The sequence below is a fragment of the Edaphobacter sp. genome, assembly GCF_035532915.1.
Taxonomy (GTDB): domain Bacteria; phylum Acidobacteriota; class Terriglobia; order Terriglobales; family Acidobacteriaceae; genus Edaphobacter.
The window spans coordinates 1-13,629 of the sequence record NZ_DATKQC010000367.1 but is presented as its reverse complement, the minus strand read 5'-3'; the positions used below and the strand labels follow the sequence as shown (position 1 = coordinate 13,629).

Annotated in this window: 13 protein-coding genes; 10 read left to right on the top strand and 3 right to left on the bottom strand. The window is 59.7% G+C overall.

The genetic code is table 11. The features are described from left to right. The coding region (locus VMU57_RS17500) for an OPT family oligopeptide transporter (RefSeq protein ID WP_325385756.1) at positions 1–951 on the bottom strand (951 nt) is incomplete at its 3' end. Between the two features lie 457 nt (positions 952–1,408). On the opposite strand from VMU57_RS17500, the gene VMU57_RS17495 reads away from it, so the two are divergent. From VMU57_RS17495 to VMU57_RS17475, 5 genes are all read left to right on the top strand, one after another. Further along, entirely contained in the window at positions 1,409–2,071 is a 663-nt protein-coding gene (locus VMU57_RS17495) for a ComF family protein (RefSeq protein ID WP_325385755.1), read from the top strand. A 55-nt stretch (positions 2,072–2,126) separates the two neighbouring features. Next, on the top strand, positions 2,127–2,786 hold the full coding sequence (locus VMU57_RS17490) for an HNH endonuclease (protein ID WP_325385753.1): 660 nt from the start codon (positions 2,127–2,129) through the stop codon (positions 2,784–2,786). A gap of 588 nt (positions 2,787–3,374) precedes the next feature. Beyond that, positions 3,375–3,764 (top strand): BlaI/MecI/CopY family transcriptional regulator, encoded by a 390-nt coding sequence (locus VMU57_RS17485; RefSeq protein ID WP_325385751.1) that lies wholly within the window; start codon positions 3,375–3,377, stop codon positions 3,762–3,764. Further along, on the top strand, positions 3,761–5,098 hold the full coding sequence (locus tag VMU57_RS17480; protein ID WP_325385749.1) for a M56 family metallopeptidase: 1,338 nt from the start codon (positions 3,761–3,763) through the stop codon (positions 5,096–5,098). The genes VMU57_RS17485 and VMU57_RS17480 overlap by 4 nt, the downstream gene beginning before the upstream one ends. Positions 5,099–5,354: 256 nt before the next feature. Continuing rightward, complete coding sequence (locus VMU57_RS17475; protein WP_325385747.1) at positions 5,355–5,621, top strand: hypothetical protein; 267 nt, start codon at positions 5,355–5,357, stop codon at positions 5,619–5,621. 99 nt (positions 5,622–5,720) lie between these two features. Here VMU57_RS17475 and VMU57_RS17470 read toward each other — a convergent pair whose 3' ends face one another. Then, a complete protein-coding gene (locus VMU57_RS17470; RefSeq protein ID WP_325385746.1) occupies positions 5,721–6,629 on the bottom strand; it encodes a hypothetical protein in 909 nt (302 codons plus the stop codon). 86 nt (positions 6,630–6,715) lie between these two features. Between VMU57_RS17470 and VMU57_RS17465 the strand changes: the two genes are divergently transcribed. Beyond that, positions 6,716–8,056 (top strand): HAMP domain-containing sensor histidine kinase, encoded by a 1,341-nt coding sequence (locus tag VMU57_RS17465; protein ID WP_325385744.1) that lies wholly within the window; start codon positions 6,716–6,718, stop codon positions 8,054–8,056. Positions 8,057–8,296: 240 nt separating this feature from the next. Next, positions 8,297–10,561: a S9 family peptidase gene (locus VMU57_RS17460; RefSeq protein ID WP_325385742.1), complete on the top strand. Its 2,265-nt coding sequence runs from the start codon at positions 8,297–8,299 to the stop codon at positions 10,559–10,561. Positions 10,562–10,666: 105 nt separating this feature from the next. Here the strand turns inward: VMU57_RS17460 and VMU57_RS17455 are convergent, their stop codons facing one another. Then, the gene (locus tag VMU57_RS17455) at positions 10,667–11,242 is read right to left on the bottom strand and encodes a PEP-CTERM sorting domain-containing protein (protein WP_325385740.1); all 576 of its coding nucleotides are present in this window, start codon (positions 11,240–11,242) and stop codon (positions 10,667–10,669) included. A 155-nt stretch (positions 11,243–11,397) separates the two neighbouring features. Between VMU57_RS17455 and VMU57_RS17450 the strand changes: the two genes are divergently transcribed. The 3 genes from VMU57_RS17450 to VMU57_RS17440 form a co-directional block, all read left to right on the top strand. Further along, complete coding sequence (locus tag VMU57_RS17450; protein WP_325385738.1) at positions 11,398–12,015, top strand: regulatory protein RecX; 618 nt, start codon at positions 11,398–11,400, stop codon at positions 12,013–12,015. After that, positions 11,981–12,913: a hypothetical protein gene (locus VMU57_RS17445; protein WP_325385736.1), complete on the top strand. Its 933-nt coding sequence runs from the start codon at positions 11,981–11,983 to the stop codon at positions 12,911–12,913. Before VMU57_RS17450 ends, VMU57_RS17445 begins: the two co-directional genes overlap by 35 nt. A gap of 50 nt (positions 12,914–12,963) precedes the next feature. Further along, on the top strand, positions 12,964–13,629 hold a 666-nt coding region (locus tag VMU57_RS17440; RefSeq protein ID WP_325385734.1), incomplete at its 3' end, for an alanine--tRNA ligase-related protein.

The window sequence follows — 13,629 nt, the reverse complement described above, 5'->3', positions numbered from 1 at the left end:
GCCCATGCTGCCGAGGCCTTCGGTGAGCGCGGAGATGATTGTCGGTGCGGTGCGGAGCAGAGTGATTAAGCCTGAGGCGGCGACGGCCCCGGCGCCCATGGGGCGGACATAAGTGCTCCAGAGATCGGAGGGCGTCATATTGCTAATGAGCGTGGTGCCCGGATAGATCGGGCTGGTGAGGTGGGAGCCGAAGAAGTAGATCGCTGGCATCAGGACGAGCCAGGAAAAGATTCCCCCGGCGAGCATGATGGCGGAGACCCGGAGGCCGATGATGTAGCCGACGCCGAGATACTCAGACGTGCAGTCGGCGCGGATAGCGGAGCCTTTGAGCAGATGCTGCGCTCCGAGGTTGGGTTGATAGTCGGGCTGCGAGGGCCAGAGGGAGAAGAGGTTGTCGTTCTGGAAGAGGGTATAGAGACCGCCGAGGCCGAGACCGAGGAAGACCCGGCTGGCGAAAGAGCCGCCGCGCTCTCCGGCTTCGAGAACATCGGCGCAGGCGGTGCCTTCGGGATAGGTGAGGCTTCCGTGCTCTTCGACGATGAGCTGGCGGCGGAGCGGGATCATGAAGAGGACGCCGAGCCAGCCTCCGAAGAGCGCAAGGGCGAAGATTCTTGTGCTCTCCAGATCGAAGCCTAAGAAGATGAGCGCGGGCAGCGTGAAGATGACGCCCGACGCGATGGACTGGCCAGCATTTCCGGTGGTCTGGACGATGTTGTTTTCGAGAATGCTGGCGCGGCCAAAGGCGCGCAGAATGCTGATGGAGAGGACCGAGATTGGAATCGACGCCGCTACGGTGAGACCGGCGCGGAGACCGACGTAGACGGTGACCGCTCCGAAGAGTACGCCGAAGAGGCCGCCAAGGATGAGGGCGCGGGGAGTGAGCTCGCGGCGGGAGTCGCTGGCGGAGACGAAGGGCTGATAGGTAGTTTTGGTGATGGTTGGCGTTGCCATTCTGCGCTTGTCCCCCGCTGCCAAGGTAAATCTGTCCGGCTGGATGGGAGTGTATCAGCGGGCATAAGGCCGGGGCAGAGATGCATCAAGAGTGGTGCGGCGATTTGCAAAAAAGCCACAGCTTAGGCGTATACTGCGGGCATGGCGCGGTCCGACCGACCTGGAGCGCCGGCGAGTGAGGTGCGTCTTCAGCGAATGCTTGAATGACAATGCGCTCGGGAGTAGAGCCGGGGGTCCGCCCGGTACGCCGCCTGGTTTCGAAGCCAGAGTGGCCGATGGTAGCGCGATGACGCGCTTACGGCAAAAGCCGGGACGGGTGGTTCGGGCTGTCGTCGATGATTTGGTAACAACTTTATTTCCCGCCGATTGCAGGGTTTGTGGTGGACCGCTGCTTCGAGCTGGGCTCTCTCCTGTTTGCGAGGATTGTTTGGGTGCGGTTGCCGTACAGACGGCCACGTTGTGCAGACAGTGTGGGGAAGCTCTTGATCTGGAAGGGGTTCGCTTTGCGGGGCAGTTCCCTGCCGAGGGGCTGTTGTGCTCGCCCTGCCGCATGGTGGCTCCGGAGTTTGAGCGGGCGGTGGCTTACGGCGTCTATCAGGATGGCCTGCGGGAGATGGTGCATCTGCTGAAGTACGAGCGGATGAGCGCTGTGGCGCGTCCCCTGGGCGGGATGCTGGCTCACGCCATCGAGATGCTGAAAGGGCAGCCTGGCGCGGAGTTGATGGTCGTCGCGGTGCCGCTGTTTCCGGCCAAGGAGAGGCAGCGAGGGTATAACCAGGCGGTTTTGCTGGCGGATGCGGCGCTGGCCGCGCTGGAGAAGACGCAGCCGGAGTGGAAGCTGCGGGCGGCGCACGGGGTGATTCGGCGGGTGCGGGATACGGAGAGTCAGTTTGCGCTGACCTCGCATGGCCGCAGGCGGAACCTGAAGGGTGCTTTTGCGGTGCGCGATGGCGCAGCGTTGGCAGGGCGCGAAGTTCTGCTGGTGGATGACATTTATACGACTGGAGCTACGGCTCGGGAGTGTGCGCGGGTTTTGCGACGGTCTGGAGCGACGAAGGTTTGGGTTGCGACGCTGGCTCGGGCGCAGCGAGAGATGGTTGAGTTTTGGGATGAATCTTGAAGGCAGATTTGCGCTGATTACTTGCTAAGGATGATTTGAACCGGAGGGCAGGACGATGCAATCGGGGAAGACACGGAAGCAGAGGCTAACTGGGAATCGACACTCGGGGCATGGAAGCTCCCATGCGAGCGGGCGGCTGGTGTCGGATGCGGATGTCCGGATTGGAGTGTTCCGGCAACCGGCGATGCAGACACCGGTGCTGGTGCTGAATGCAAGCTATGAGCCGATCAATATCTGCGGGGCGCGGCGGGCGCTGGTGCTGGTGCTGAAGGGCGTCGCACGCACCGAGGAAGAACAGGGTGCGATTCTCCACGCAGCACGGATGAATGTGGCGATGCCAAGCGTGATCCGTCTGCTGGAATATCGGCGGATTCCGCACCAGACGCGGGCGCTTTCGCGCAAGAACATCTTGCTGCGGGATAGGAATAGCTGCCAGTACTGCTCGGTCGTGCTGACGGCGGGCGAGTTGACGCTGGACCATGTGATTCCACGGTCGCGGGGTGGCCTTTCGACCTGGGAGAATTTAGTGGCGTGCTGCCATGACTGCAACCGGCGCAAGGGCAATCAACTGCTCCATGAGCTGACGGACATGATGCTGCAACGGGAGCCACGGCCATTCAGCCTGCATACCTCGCGGCATATTATGCGGATGATCGGCAGCGCGGACGCCGCGTGGCGGAAGTACCTGTACTTTGAGGCGGGTGACGCGGCTTAGCGACGCTTTTCCGGCATTTGGCTCTCTTTCCTGGGAGGTACCCCCCCTGTACTTAAGTACTAAAGTCTTCGAAAAAAAGGACTTAAGTCTGGACTTCGGTTAAATGCAAAAGCCCGGCGCTCGCCGGGCTGCTTGGTGTTGCCTGCTGATTTAATTGTAGCAAAGGGGACGTAACTCTTTTGCAATTTTATGTTGTTGATTGCAATGTACTTGTACGATTTAGGGCTTGACAAGATTTTTTGCGGGCCTGGCTCTGGGCTGAAGGAGTGGCCCCATGAAGGAAGCGTACCTCAGCGGCTAAAGCCGCATTGCAAATGGGCGGGTATGGCACGGCTGAAGCCGTGCCCTTAACAGAACCAGAACAGAGCTAGAGCAGAACTAGAGCAGAACTGAAACGGAACTGGGTATTCAACATCTTCTGAGTCCGGTCTCTTTCTTAGCGTCTTGATCTTCTGAAGTCTGGGGCTTCCGTCTGATCTTCTGAAGTCTGAGGCTTTTCGGAGGACGATTCTGAATTTATCTCCTAAGTTTTTAGTTGACACGCATTGAAGTCTCGGCATAATGTCCTAAGTTGTTAGGAGATGCGTCATGGGCGAGCAGGATAAAGAGGGTTTGACGAAGCTGGAGTTGCAGATCATGCAGGTGATCTGGCGGCGGGGCACGAGCAATGTGGGTGAGGTGCAGGAGGGGCTGGAGCAGCAGTTGGCTTACACGACGGTGCAGACGATGCTGAATATTCTGCACCGTAAAGGAAAGCTGAAACGGAAGCTGCAGGGGCGGGCGTATGAGTACAGCGCTACCGTCTCCGAGGCCAAGGCATTGAGCCATGCGCTGCGCGATGTGGTGGACCGCATGTTCGGCGGATCGAGCGAAGAGCTGGTGATGAGCCTGATCAAGAGCAAGCAGATCGATGCGAAGAAGATCGCGGAGCTGAGCCGCAGGCTCGAAGAGGCGGAAGAAGGCGGAGGCGAGCGATGAGCGGACTCGAAACGTTTGTGCTGGGATACCTGGTGAACTCGCTGTGGCAGGTTCCGCTGGTTTGCCTGGCGGGATATGGCTGCGCCCGGCTGGTTCGGCGGATGGGGCCGCAGGCGGAGCACTGGGTCTGGGTGACGACGCTGCTGATCGCGGCGATTTTACCGGCTTGCACGGGAACCGTTGCGTGGTTGCCGCATGGCTTTGGCTCCGGCGCTGCGGCTGCCGGAACCGTACAGGTTGAGATGGGAAGATTTACGCAGATCTCGGGCACAACGCTGCATCTGCCGCCGGGCCTGCGTCATGGCGCGGCGATCCTGTATCTGGGGCTGGTGCTCTTCTTCTGCGGGCGGCTGGTGTGGGGAGTCATCCAAAGCGCGAGCCTCTGCCGCGGATCGAAGAGGCTGGCGCTTGCGGGGGAGTGGGAAGCGATGTGGGAGCGGTGCTGCCGCGTCTTCGATGTAAACGATGTGGAGATTGCCAGCACGCCGAAGATCGCAGGCCCGTTGACGGTGGGTTTTCGACGGCGAACGCTGCTGGTGCCTGTCGATTTTCTGGAGACGGCGGAGGCGAGCGACGTGGAGGCGGCACTGGGGCATGAGCTGGCGCACATGCAAAGGCGCGACTTCGCCAAGAACGTGTTTTACGAACTGGTCGCGCTGCCGATGAGCTATCACCCGATGACGCGATGGCTGAAGTCGCAGATCAGGCAGAGCCGCGAGCTGGTGTGCGACGCGAAGGCGGCGGAATTTGTAACCACCAGAGAACTCTATGCACGATCCTTATTGCGGTTGGCGTCGATGATGCTGAACCAGACGCAGACCGTGAACATTCACGCCATCGGAATCTTCGATGCCAACATTCTGGAGAGGAGAATTATGAACCTGATGACGAAGCCAAGAGAGATGAAAGGATTGCTGCGGGTCGGATCGGCAGCGATATGCGTTGTGGTTGGAGTTGCGACTTGTGGGTCGGCGCTGGCGCTGCATCTGGAGGTGAATGAGCCGCCGCCTGCAACAGCGACTGCAACGACGCAAGCACCGAAGGGGCCGGTGAGGGTAGCAAGCGGAACCGTGGCCGGGGCTAAAATTAGCGGCCAAAATCCGACCTATCCTGCTGATGCGCGCAAGGCGCATGTGTCGGGTACGGTGGTTCTAGAGGCCATCATCTCCAAGACCGGGGAGATCACGAGTTTGCAGGTAACGAGCGGACCGGAGGAGTTGCGGCAAAGTGCGATGGATGCTGTGCGCACATGGCAATATAAGCCGTACCTGCTAAATGGAAATCCGAGAGCGGTAGAAACGACGATCAACGTCACCTATAACCTTGGAGGGTGATGGACCGGGACTGGAGGTTAAAAGAACATGGGCAGAAGCGCCTTAGAGAGGTTCTCCAGATGTAGTTTTGGTGATTCGAGCAAACGCAGATTCCCTTCGGGAATGACAAACAAAAGGCGGCCGCACCTGTTCCTTTTGGAAATGACAAACAAGGGAAGTTACACCTGAGAGAAAATAGCTGTCGTCGAGCATCAGGCTTTCTTGTCGTATAGGACAGGCTGCAAGTGTGATAATTTCAGCGGCAGGAGAGTCCTGAATGGCGCGAAGCGAAAGTTTTCAGTGCGATGTATGCGGCAGCCAGAAAAATCACAATGATCTTTGGTGGCTGGCGTGGACCGATTGCTTCGAGGGCATCAGCCCCGGTGACGACCAGCCGCTGATCAAGCTGACGCGATGGCAGCAGCGGCAGGCCCATGAAGAAGGCGTGAAACACCTGTGCGGTGCACGCTGCGCAGGCACCATGATCGACCGCTGGATGACGGCGCAGCATGAAGACCCCAGTGCGCACTGCGAGTCTGTTTAGGGGATTCGAGTGCGCCTCTCGCGATGAAACGGCAAGAAGCTTCGCTTAGGATGATATTTCTTCTTCATCAATCGAAGTGCTTGTGGCCATCCGTGGGGATCAGGGCTTGGAGGTCGTCGCCGGGGTCTGTTTATTGTCCGCGGGGGCTTTATTGTCGGTGATGTCCTGGCCGTTGTAGATGATGCGGCTGGTGGCGTGGAACTGTTTGTAGTCGGTGTATTTGACTATGGTGCGCAGGTGGACGTCCTGAGATAAGTAGCCGTTGCCGCCGTCGAAGTGGAGGTTGCCCTCGGCCTTGGTGTAGGTGGGGAACCAGTATTTTCCGTCAACCTGCTGATAGTAGGTGGTGTAAGGCGGGGAGAGGTCTTCGTGGCCCTTGCGCTTGTCGTCGGGGACCGACCTGCCGTTGACGAGGACGATCTGGAAGTCCTGCTGGTCGACCCAGACCTTGCCCTGGAAGTAGCGCTTCCCTTTTTCGAGGACTTTGGGCTTGGCGTCAAAGACATAGGTATCGATCTCGTCGATGTGCTGGCGGCCGAGGTAGGTGATGTCGTACTGGGGCAGGTCTTCGGTGGTGAGGACAAAGGGGAGACGGTGCTCGATGTCCTGGAAGTCGGCGGGGGACATCATGACGCGTTCGAGGGTGTTCTGGGGGGCGAAGACGACGTGCTCGTCGCGTTTGCCGCTGGAATCAAAGAGGATATCAGTGACCTGCATGTATTCGCCGTCGACCTTGTTGGTGTCCTCGGCGAGAGTGTCGACTTTGACGGTCTGGCGAAAGGTGTAGTTCTGACGGGCGATGTTGAAGACGGACTCGCGGGCCGCGAACTTGGTGATGATCTGCTGCGGGGTCATGTCTTTAGGCGGGGTGGGATCGAGTGGGCCGAAGCCTGCCGGTTCCTGCGCCGTGGCCATGGGAGTGACCGCGATTGACGCAAGGGTGAGGCAGAAGACTGCCAGCAGCGCGAAGAGGCTTGCAGAGGCACGAAGGCGAGGAGACAGCGTCATTTTGGCGAGAACTCCATGAAGAGGCGGGGCAACGGCAGCTTCCCCTCCCCTATCTAAACAATAGACGCTAAAAGTGAGGGTTGGTGATGTTGGGCTGGCTAAGTAACCTATGGGCTCTTCATTGGGGATGCCTCATCGGCATCCTGGGGCTGGGTGGCGCGGTGCTGTTGATGGGGCACGAGCAGCGGCTTCACGCAAAAGAGCAACGACGGGAACGCAGGATTCGCGAGGAGTTCGAGGCCTACGCCGGGCTCGATGCAGCGTTGCGCGGAGAGGATTTGCGCGGGCTGGCCAAGCGGGTGTGCCGGCTGGTGTCCAGGAAAAGTTCCTTCCAGCGGGTGGCGCTGTTGTCGGTGGATACAGAGGGGCGAATGCAGGCGGCGGGCAGCGTGGGGATCGAAGAGACCACAGTTCAAGAGCTTCAGGTCTGCGGCGAGAGCCTGATGGAAACGGGACCGGATGAAGTATCCACTCGCCTTGGCGAGAGGAGTTTCGCAGTTGTGCTGGGCAAAAGCGCCACCGATACCGGGTGCGGCCGGGCGATCATGATCCCGGTGCGGACCTCCGCGGGAGGGATGCGCGGCGTGCTGGCGGTGTGCGCAGACGGACTGATGAGCCTGCGCCGGCAGACGGTCGAAGAGACGATCGCGCCACTGGAGGCGCTCGCGGTAAAGCTGGGACGGGCCATCGAAAGCGCCGAAGCGATGGAACAACTGGAGCATGCTGAGAAGCTGGCGGGCTTTGGCATCGTGGCTAACGGGGTGGCGCAGGAGTTGAGCGATCCGCTGACGACGGTGCTTGAGTTTGCCGAGCAGATTGTGGAGACGGCGAAGGACGAGCGGATACAAGCCAACGCAAAGACCATTGTGAATGAAGCCTTGCGGATGCGTCAGACAATGCAGGGACTGGTTAGGTCCGAGCATTCGGAGACGCGCATCGATGAACCGGTGGAGCTTGTTGGATTGTTACGGGAACTGGCCGCCGAGTGCGAGGACAAGCTGGAGAGCCGCGGCATTCTGCTGGCGGTGGATGCGGAGGACGATGTACCGGCGGTGCGGGGAGATGGAGATGCATTGCGACAGGTATTGGAGCATCTCCTGAATAACTCAGCGCAGGCGATCGATTCGATCGAGGGCGACGCGGAGCGGGAGCGGGAGGTACGCGTTTCGGTGAGCCATGACGCGACGTCGGTGCAGATGATCGTGAGCGATACCGGGCCGGGCTTCGAGGAGCCGGGGCGAGTGTTCGATCCGTTTGGGCCGGGCCTGGGGATGGGGCTTGGAATCTGCTATGGGATCGTGCATGAGCATGGCGGGGAGATCCGCGCATTCAACCTGCATCCGTATGGGGCGGCGGTGATGGTGGAGCTGCCTTTGGGAGAGGTCTCGGCGCGGAATTTTTCCGGAGCCACGCGCGAGGTCGCTTAGGGAAAGTCTGATTAAGTCCCAATGACCCCTTAAAGGCTAAAGCCTCTTTTCATAGAGAGACTTACGGTGCGGCTGAAGCCGCGTCCCTTCAAAACCATGACTTGATCAGAGGTCGCTTAAAGCAAATTCAGAAAGATCGGGCTTTTGCTGTTCCTGACACGGCAAGATGCGTGGTTGTTCTAGTGTCTGGCAAGATACTTTTCGAGGTTTGAGAGCGGATTTCGGGAGTAGACTGACGCGATGAAGATGCTTGCCGGGTTACTTTTGGGATCGGTTTTGGGCGGGGTGACGTTAGCGCAGAGTACAGGGGTGGCTTCGCCAGAGGCTTCCGGTTTGGATGTGATCGCGGCTTCGGGCAAGCGTCCGATGACGTTCGCGGATCTGCAGCGGATGAAGCGGATCGACGATCCGCAGGTCTCGCCGAGCGGCAAATGGGTGATGTTCGCGGCAACCGATGTCGACCTGGCGGCGAATACCAAGGTAAGCCATCTGTGGGTGGTGCCGCTGAATGGCGGACACGGCGCGGCTTCGACCTCTTCAGAGAAGCAGGTGACGTTCTGGAAGGAGGGTGAGACCAACGGGCGCTTTTCGCCGGACGGCAAGCAGGTGGCGTTTGTGGCGACGGACGGTGCGACCGGGCACTCGCAGATCTTCGTGGCTTCGTGGGACGAGGCGGCGGGAACGCTGGGGACACCGAAGCGACTGACCAATGCAAGCACGGAGGCCGATGGACCGGTGTGGTCGCCGGACTCGCAGAGAATTTTATTTGTGTCGCGGGTCTATCCGGAGTGCAGCGATGAGGAGTCGTGGCTGGAAGAGGATGCCTGCAACAAGCGCAAGGACGATGCGGCGGCCGCGAGTCCGGTGAAGGCGATGATCTTTACCCATCTGCTGTACCGGCACTGGGACCACTACATCGGCGACAAGCGCAGCCATGTGATGGTGGTTTCTGCCACGGACGGCAATGCGGTGCGCGACCTGACGCCGCGGCGGGAGATCGGCGATGCCGAGGCTCCGGTGTTTTCGCTGGGCGGCCCGGTGGGCTATGCGTGGGCTCCCGACTCGAAGGAGATTGCGTATGTGACCAACCTTGACCCGGTTCCGGCGACGAGCACGAACAACGATGTGATCACGCTGCGGCTGGACGATCCGGGGGCGCGGGCGGTGAAGATTTCGACCTCGCCGGGCAGCGATGACGCTCCTGCTTATTCTCCGGACGGGAAGTACATCGCGTTCCGTTCGCAGGCGCGCGCAGGATTCGAGAGTGACCGCTTTCGGCTGATGCTGTTCGACCGGCAGAGCAAGGCGATTACGGAGATGCTGCCGAAGCTCGACAACTGGGTGGACGAGTTTACATGGGCTCCGAACTCGAAGACGATTTATTTTGCCAGCGGCGAGATGGGCGAGGAGAACATCCTGTCGACGCAGGTAGGGCTGCCTGAGGCGACTGCGGTGGCGAATAAAGCGGAGTATGGCGGGCTGCAGGTTTCGCGGGATGGAAGGACGCTTGTTGCGTCAGTGCAGACGGTGCGGCACCCTGCGGCGGTTGCCGCGATTGCGTTGAATGCCTCGGGTGGCGGCGGCGCGCCAGTGGTGCGTTTGACTCATCTGAATGACGCGCTGCTAAGATCGCTGGAGCTGCCGAAGATGGAGAGCTTCATCTTCCCCGGCGCGGGAAATACGTCGGTGCAGGGATTCATCATTCGGCCGCCGGGCTTTGATGCAGCGAAGAAGTATCCGCTGAAGTTCCTGATGCATGGCGGTCCGCAGACGGCGTGGGGCGATGCGTGGAGCTATCGCTGGAATGCGGAGTTGTTTGCCGCCGACGGATATGTGGTGGTGATGATTAATCGGCGCGGCTCGACCGGCTATGGGCAGAAGTTTGTCGACGAGGTGAGCGGCGACTGGGGCGGCAAGGCCTATGTCGATCTAATGAAGGGGCTGGACTATGCGGAGAGGCAGTATCCCTTTATCGACAAGACGCGGGAGTGCGCGCTGGGGGCGAGCTATGGCGGATACATGGCCGACTGGGTGCTGACGCACACCGACCGCTTCAAGTGCATCGTGACCCACGACGGCATGTACAACCCGCAGAGTGCGTATGGAACGACCGAGGAGTTGTGGTTCAATCAGTGGGAGTTTCGACCGTCGATGGCAAACGGCATGGTGGAACAAACGCGTCCCGCGTATCCGTGGGACTACTTCAACAAGCCGGCAAGCGAGGACCCGTTCCGCAAGTGGTCGCCGATGCTGTCGATTAAAAATGCAAAGACGCCTACGCTGATTATCCATTCGCAGAAGGACTTTCGGCTGGACGTGTCGGAGGGCTTTCAGCTCTTCACGGCACTGCAACTGCTGCATGTCCCCAGCAAGATGCTTTATTTCCCCGATGAGGGGCACTGGGTGCTGAAGCCGCAGAACTCACAGCTTTGGTACAAGACCGTGAATGACTGGTGCGATCAGTGGACGTATAGCGGGAAGTATTCGGCTGCGAACACTCTGTAGCGCAAGCTAACCATGAGACGCAGTGCCGCTACTCATTCGCTTTCGCTTAGGGTTGGAGGATGGATTAAGACAGCGTTGTTTATGACAACAGCAAAAGCCGTTCTTCTATGAGAAGAGGCGTCGGCGCATTCCTGCTGCGGCGAGCAGGCCTGTGCCAAGGAGCAGGATGCTGCTGGGTTCTGGAACCTGCGAGCTGAGATCGATGGCCAGGTAGTTTTCCTCATCCCGACCATCGGACCACGCAAAGTCACCGGAGGAGTTCAAGACCAGAACATCGACGGACCCAGAATGCAGATAGTCAGCAGGGTCAGGACCGGTATACAGTCCTATGTTGTCACCCAGGTAATTTCCGCCAAACACTTCATATCCATTGTTGCAGGATGCCCTGCCAAGGACAGACATCCCTGCGGATAAGACCGGAGAACATGGCGTTCCATTGTCGTAGGTCAAGCCTGGATCTGTAGTCGAGGCGTACCCTGCTCCTCCGGCGGTTTCGGCGAAGTAGATATGAAGGGAGTTATTGAAGGCAACGACTGTCCCTGAGGCGTCAATTCCTACGATATCCTGGCCATTGTCATCACCGAGATCGTAGATCTTATACGTATCGGCGTGTGCGGTTGAACAAAGAATGAGCAGAACAACTACGATGGCGATGCTTCCGAACAACTTGAAGGTTTGCATGGCTTCTCCTTAATAAGCTGAACTATGTGGGGAGCCCATGGGGAGGAGTGGAGCAACAGCTATGATGTTGCGAATAAGCTTAGGTCTTATCTGGCGATTTTTCTACATGCATAGAAATGCACAGTCGTGATGCATGATGGTGGAGAGGACGTGCGATGGCGTTTGCGAGACCGAAGAAGCGCGAGCCGGTGGGCGAGGCCGGGCTGTTTGAGTATGCCGTGGGCGTGCTGGCGCGCAGGATGCGGACGGTGCGCGATCTGCGCCGCTTGATGAAAAACCGCGCCGAGGAAGGTGAGGCCGGGGAGCGGGCGATGGACGCCGTGGTCGTTCGTCTGACGGAGCTGAAGTACCTGAGCGATACGCGGTTTGCGGCCGACTACACGCGGCTGCGCAAGGAGAATGAGAAGCATGGGCGGCGGCGGGTGCAACAGGACCTGATGCAGAAGGGCGTCCACAAAGAACTGGTGGCGTCTACGCTGGCGAAGGCGTATGACGATGTGGACGAGGTAGCGCTGGCTCGGGCGTATGTTGCGCGGAAGCGGATGAAGCAGCCGAGCGGGCCGGACGCGCCAAAGCAGACGGCGCGGGTGATGGGGAGGCTGATGCGGGCGGGGTTTTCTTCTTCGGCCATCTTCAAGGTGCTGCGGGAGTGGGATGTGCCTGAGGATTCGCTGGCGGGGCTTGAGGAAGATGACGCCGACGAGTATGCGGAGCGGCACGAGCCAGCGGCGGACTCGGATGCGTACGTCCGGCAGAACGATGACGACGATTGAGCGAGTTGTTGCCGTGGATTGGAGCGGCAGGGTGGATGCCGCGGGACAGCGGCGGCACATCTGGGCCGGGGTGTGGACGCGTGGCGTGGTGACACTGGAGGCGGGGCGCACCCGCGAGGAGTTGATGGAGTGGCTGGTGGCGCTGGCGCGGGAGACTCCGCGAATGGTGGTGGGGATCGATTGCTGCTTTAGCTTTCCGGCGTGGTTTCTCAAGGAGCATAGATGCGCTACGGTCTTCGATTTCTGGCGGCATGTGGCGGCGGGCCATGGCGAGCGCTGGCTGGCTCGGGAGTGCGAAGAGGTGAAGCGTGATGAGCGGTTCTGGGGCAAGCCGCATAAACGGCCAGCGCAGTTCTGCGGCGAAGGATTGCAGCGATCGATGCGGTGGACGGACATGGATAACAAGTTCGCTCCACAACTGCTGGCGAGGGATCCGGAGCGGGCGGCGAAGGTGAAGGGGATTACGCCGAAGTCTCCATTTCAGATTGGCGGCTCGGGCAGCGTGGGAACGGGATCGCTGCGGGCGATGCCGTTTCTGCTGAAGCTTCGGGAGGCAGGGTTTCGAGTGTGGCCGTACGAAGATGCTGTTCTTGGCGCGAAGAGGCCGCAGCCGTTGCTGGTGGAGATGTATACGCGGCTGCTGACGGGCGCGGTGGCGAAGAGTAATCCTGCGGCGCGAAAGGCTTATCTGGCGGCGAAGAAAAAGACGGATGAGGCTTATGTTGGGTTGTCGCGTGGGGTGATGACGAAGGCGCTGGGGAGTGAAGATGCGTTTGATGCTCTGGTTTGCGCGATGGAGATGGTGCGGTATCAGTGTGAGTTTGCAAGATTGCGGGCTACAAACGATGAGGCGCTGAAGCTGGAGGGGATTACCTGGCGGCCTGGAGTACAGGAGTGATGAATCTGCTGGGCTTGAGTGGTGAATCAGGCTGATAAACTTTTAGCTATATGGAATATCGTTCGGGAAGCCAGATTCGGGAAGACTTTTTGCGGTTTTTTGAGACCAAGGGGCACCGCCGCGTGCACTCTTCTTCGCTGGTGCCGGCGAACGATCCAACGCTGCTGTTTACCAATGCGGGGATGAATCAGTTCAAGGACGTCTTTCTGGGTGCGGAGAAGCGCGAGTATTCGCGGGCGGCCAGTTCGCAGAAGTGCGTGCGCGCGGGCGGCAAGCATAACGATCTGGAGAACGTCGGCTTTACGCGGCGACACCATACCTTCTTCGAGATGCTGGGCAACTTCAGCTTTGGCGACTACTTCAAGAAGGACGCCATCGCCTATGCGTGGGAGCTGCTGACCTCGCCGGAGTGGTTTGGCATCGATAAGTCGAAGCTGTATGTGACGATCTTCGAGGGCGACGATGCCGTGCCGCGGGATGCCGAGGCTTATCAGTTCTGGCTCGATGTGGGCGTTCCGGCGGAGCGCATCTTCGAGATGGGCGCGGCGGACAACTTCTGGGCGATGGGCGATACCGGGCCGTGCGGGCCGTGCTCGGAGATATATTACGACCTTGGCATTGCGGCTTCGGAGACGGGTGAGGACCTGCCGTTCCCGAAGGACGAGCAGCGGTATGTCGAGATCTGGAATTTGGTTTTCATGCAGTTCGACCGGAGC

Bases quoted from the DNA above. Each gene is read 5' to 3' on its own strand.
- VMU57_RS17490 (WP_325385753.1), top strand. From the start codon at position 2,127: ATGCAATCGGGGAAGACACGGAAGCAGAGGCTAACTGGGAATCGACAC.
- VMU57_RS17485 (WP_325385751.1), top strand. From the start codon at position 3,375: ATGGGCGAGCAGGATAAAGAGGGTTTGACGAAGCTGGAGTTGCAGATC.
- VMU57_RS17480 (WP_325385749.1), top strand. From the start codon at position 3,761: ATGAGCGGACTCGAAACGTTTGTGCTGGGATACCTGGTGAACTCGCTG.
- VMU57_RS17475 (WP_325385747.1), top strand. From the start codon at position 5,355: ATGGCGCGAAGCGAAAGTTTTCAGTGCGATGTATGCGGCAGCCAGAAA.
- VMU57_RS17470 (WP_325385746.1), bottom strand. From the start codon at position 6,629: ATGACGCTGTCTCCTCGCCTTCGTGCCTCTGCAAGCCTCTTCGCGCTG.
- VMU57_RS17465 (WP_325385744.1), top strand. From the start codon at position 6,716: ATGTTGGGCTGGCTAAGTAACCTATGGGCTCTTCATTGGGGATGCCTC.
- VMU57_RS17460 (WP_325385742.1), top strand. From the start codon at position 8,297: ATGAAGATGCTTGCCGGGTTACTTTTGGGATCGGTTTTGGGCGGGGTG.
- VMU57_RS17455 (WP_325385740.1), bottom strand. From the start codon at position 11,242: ATGCAAACCTTCAAGTTGTTCGGAAGCATCGCCATCGTAGTTGTTCTG.
- VMU57_RS17450 (WP_325385738.1), top strand. From the start codon at position 11,398: ATGGCGTTTGCGAGACCGAAGAAGCGCGAGCCGGTGGGCGAGGCCGGG.
- VMU57_RS17445 (WP_325385736.1), top strand. From the start codon at position 11,981: ATGCGTACGTCCGGCAGAACGATGACGACGATTGAGCGAGTTGTTGCC.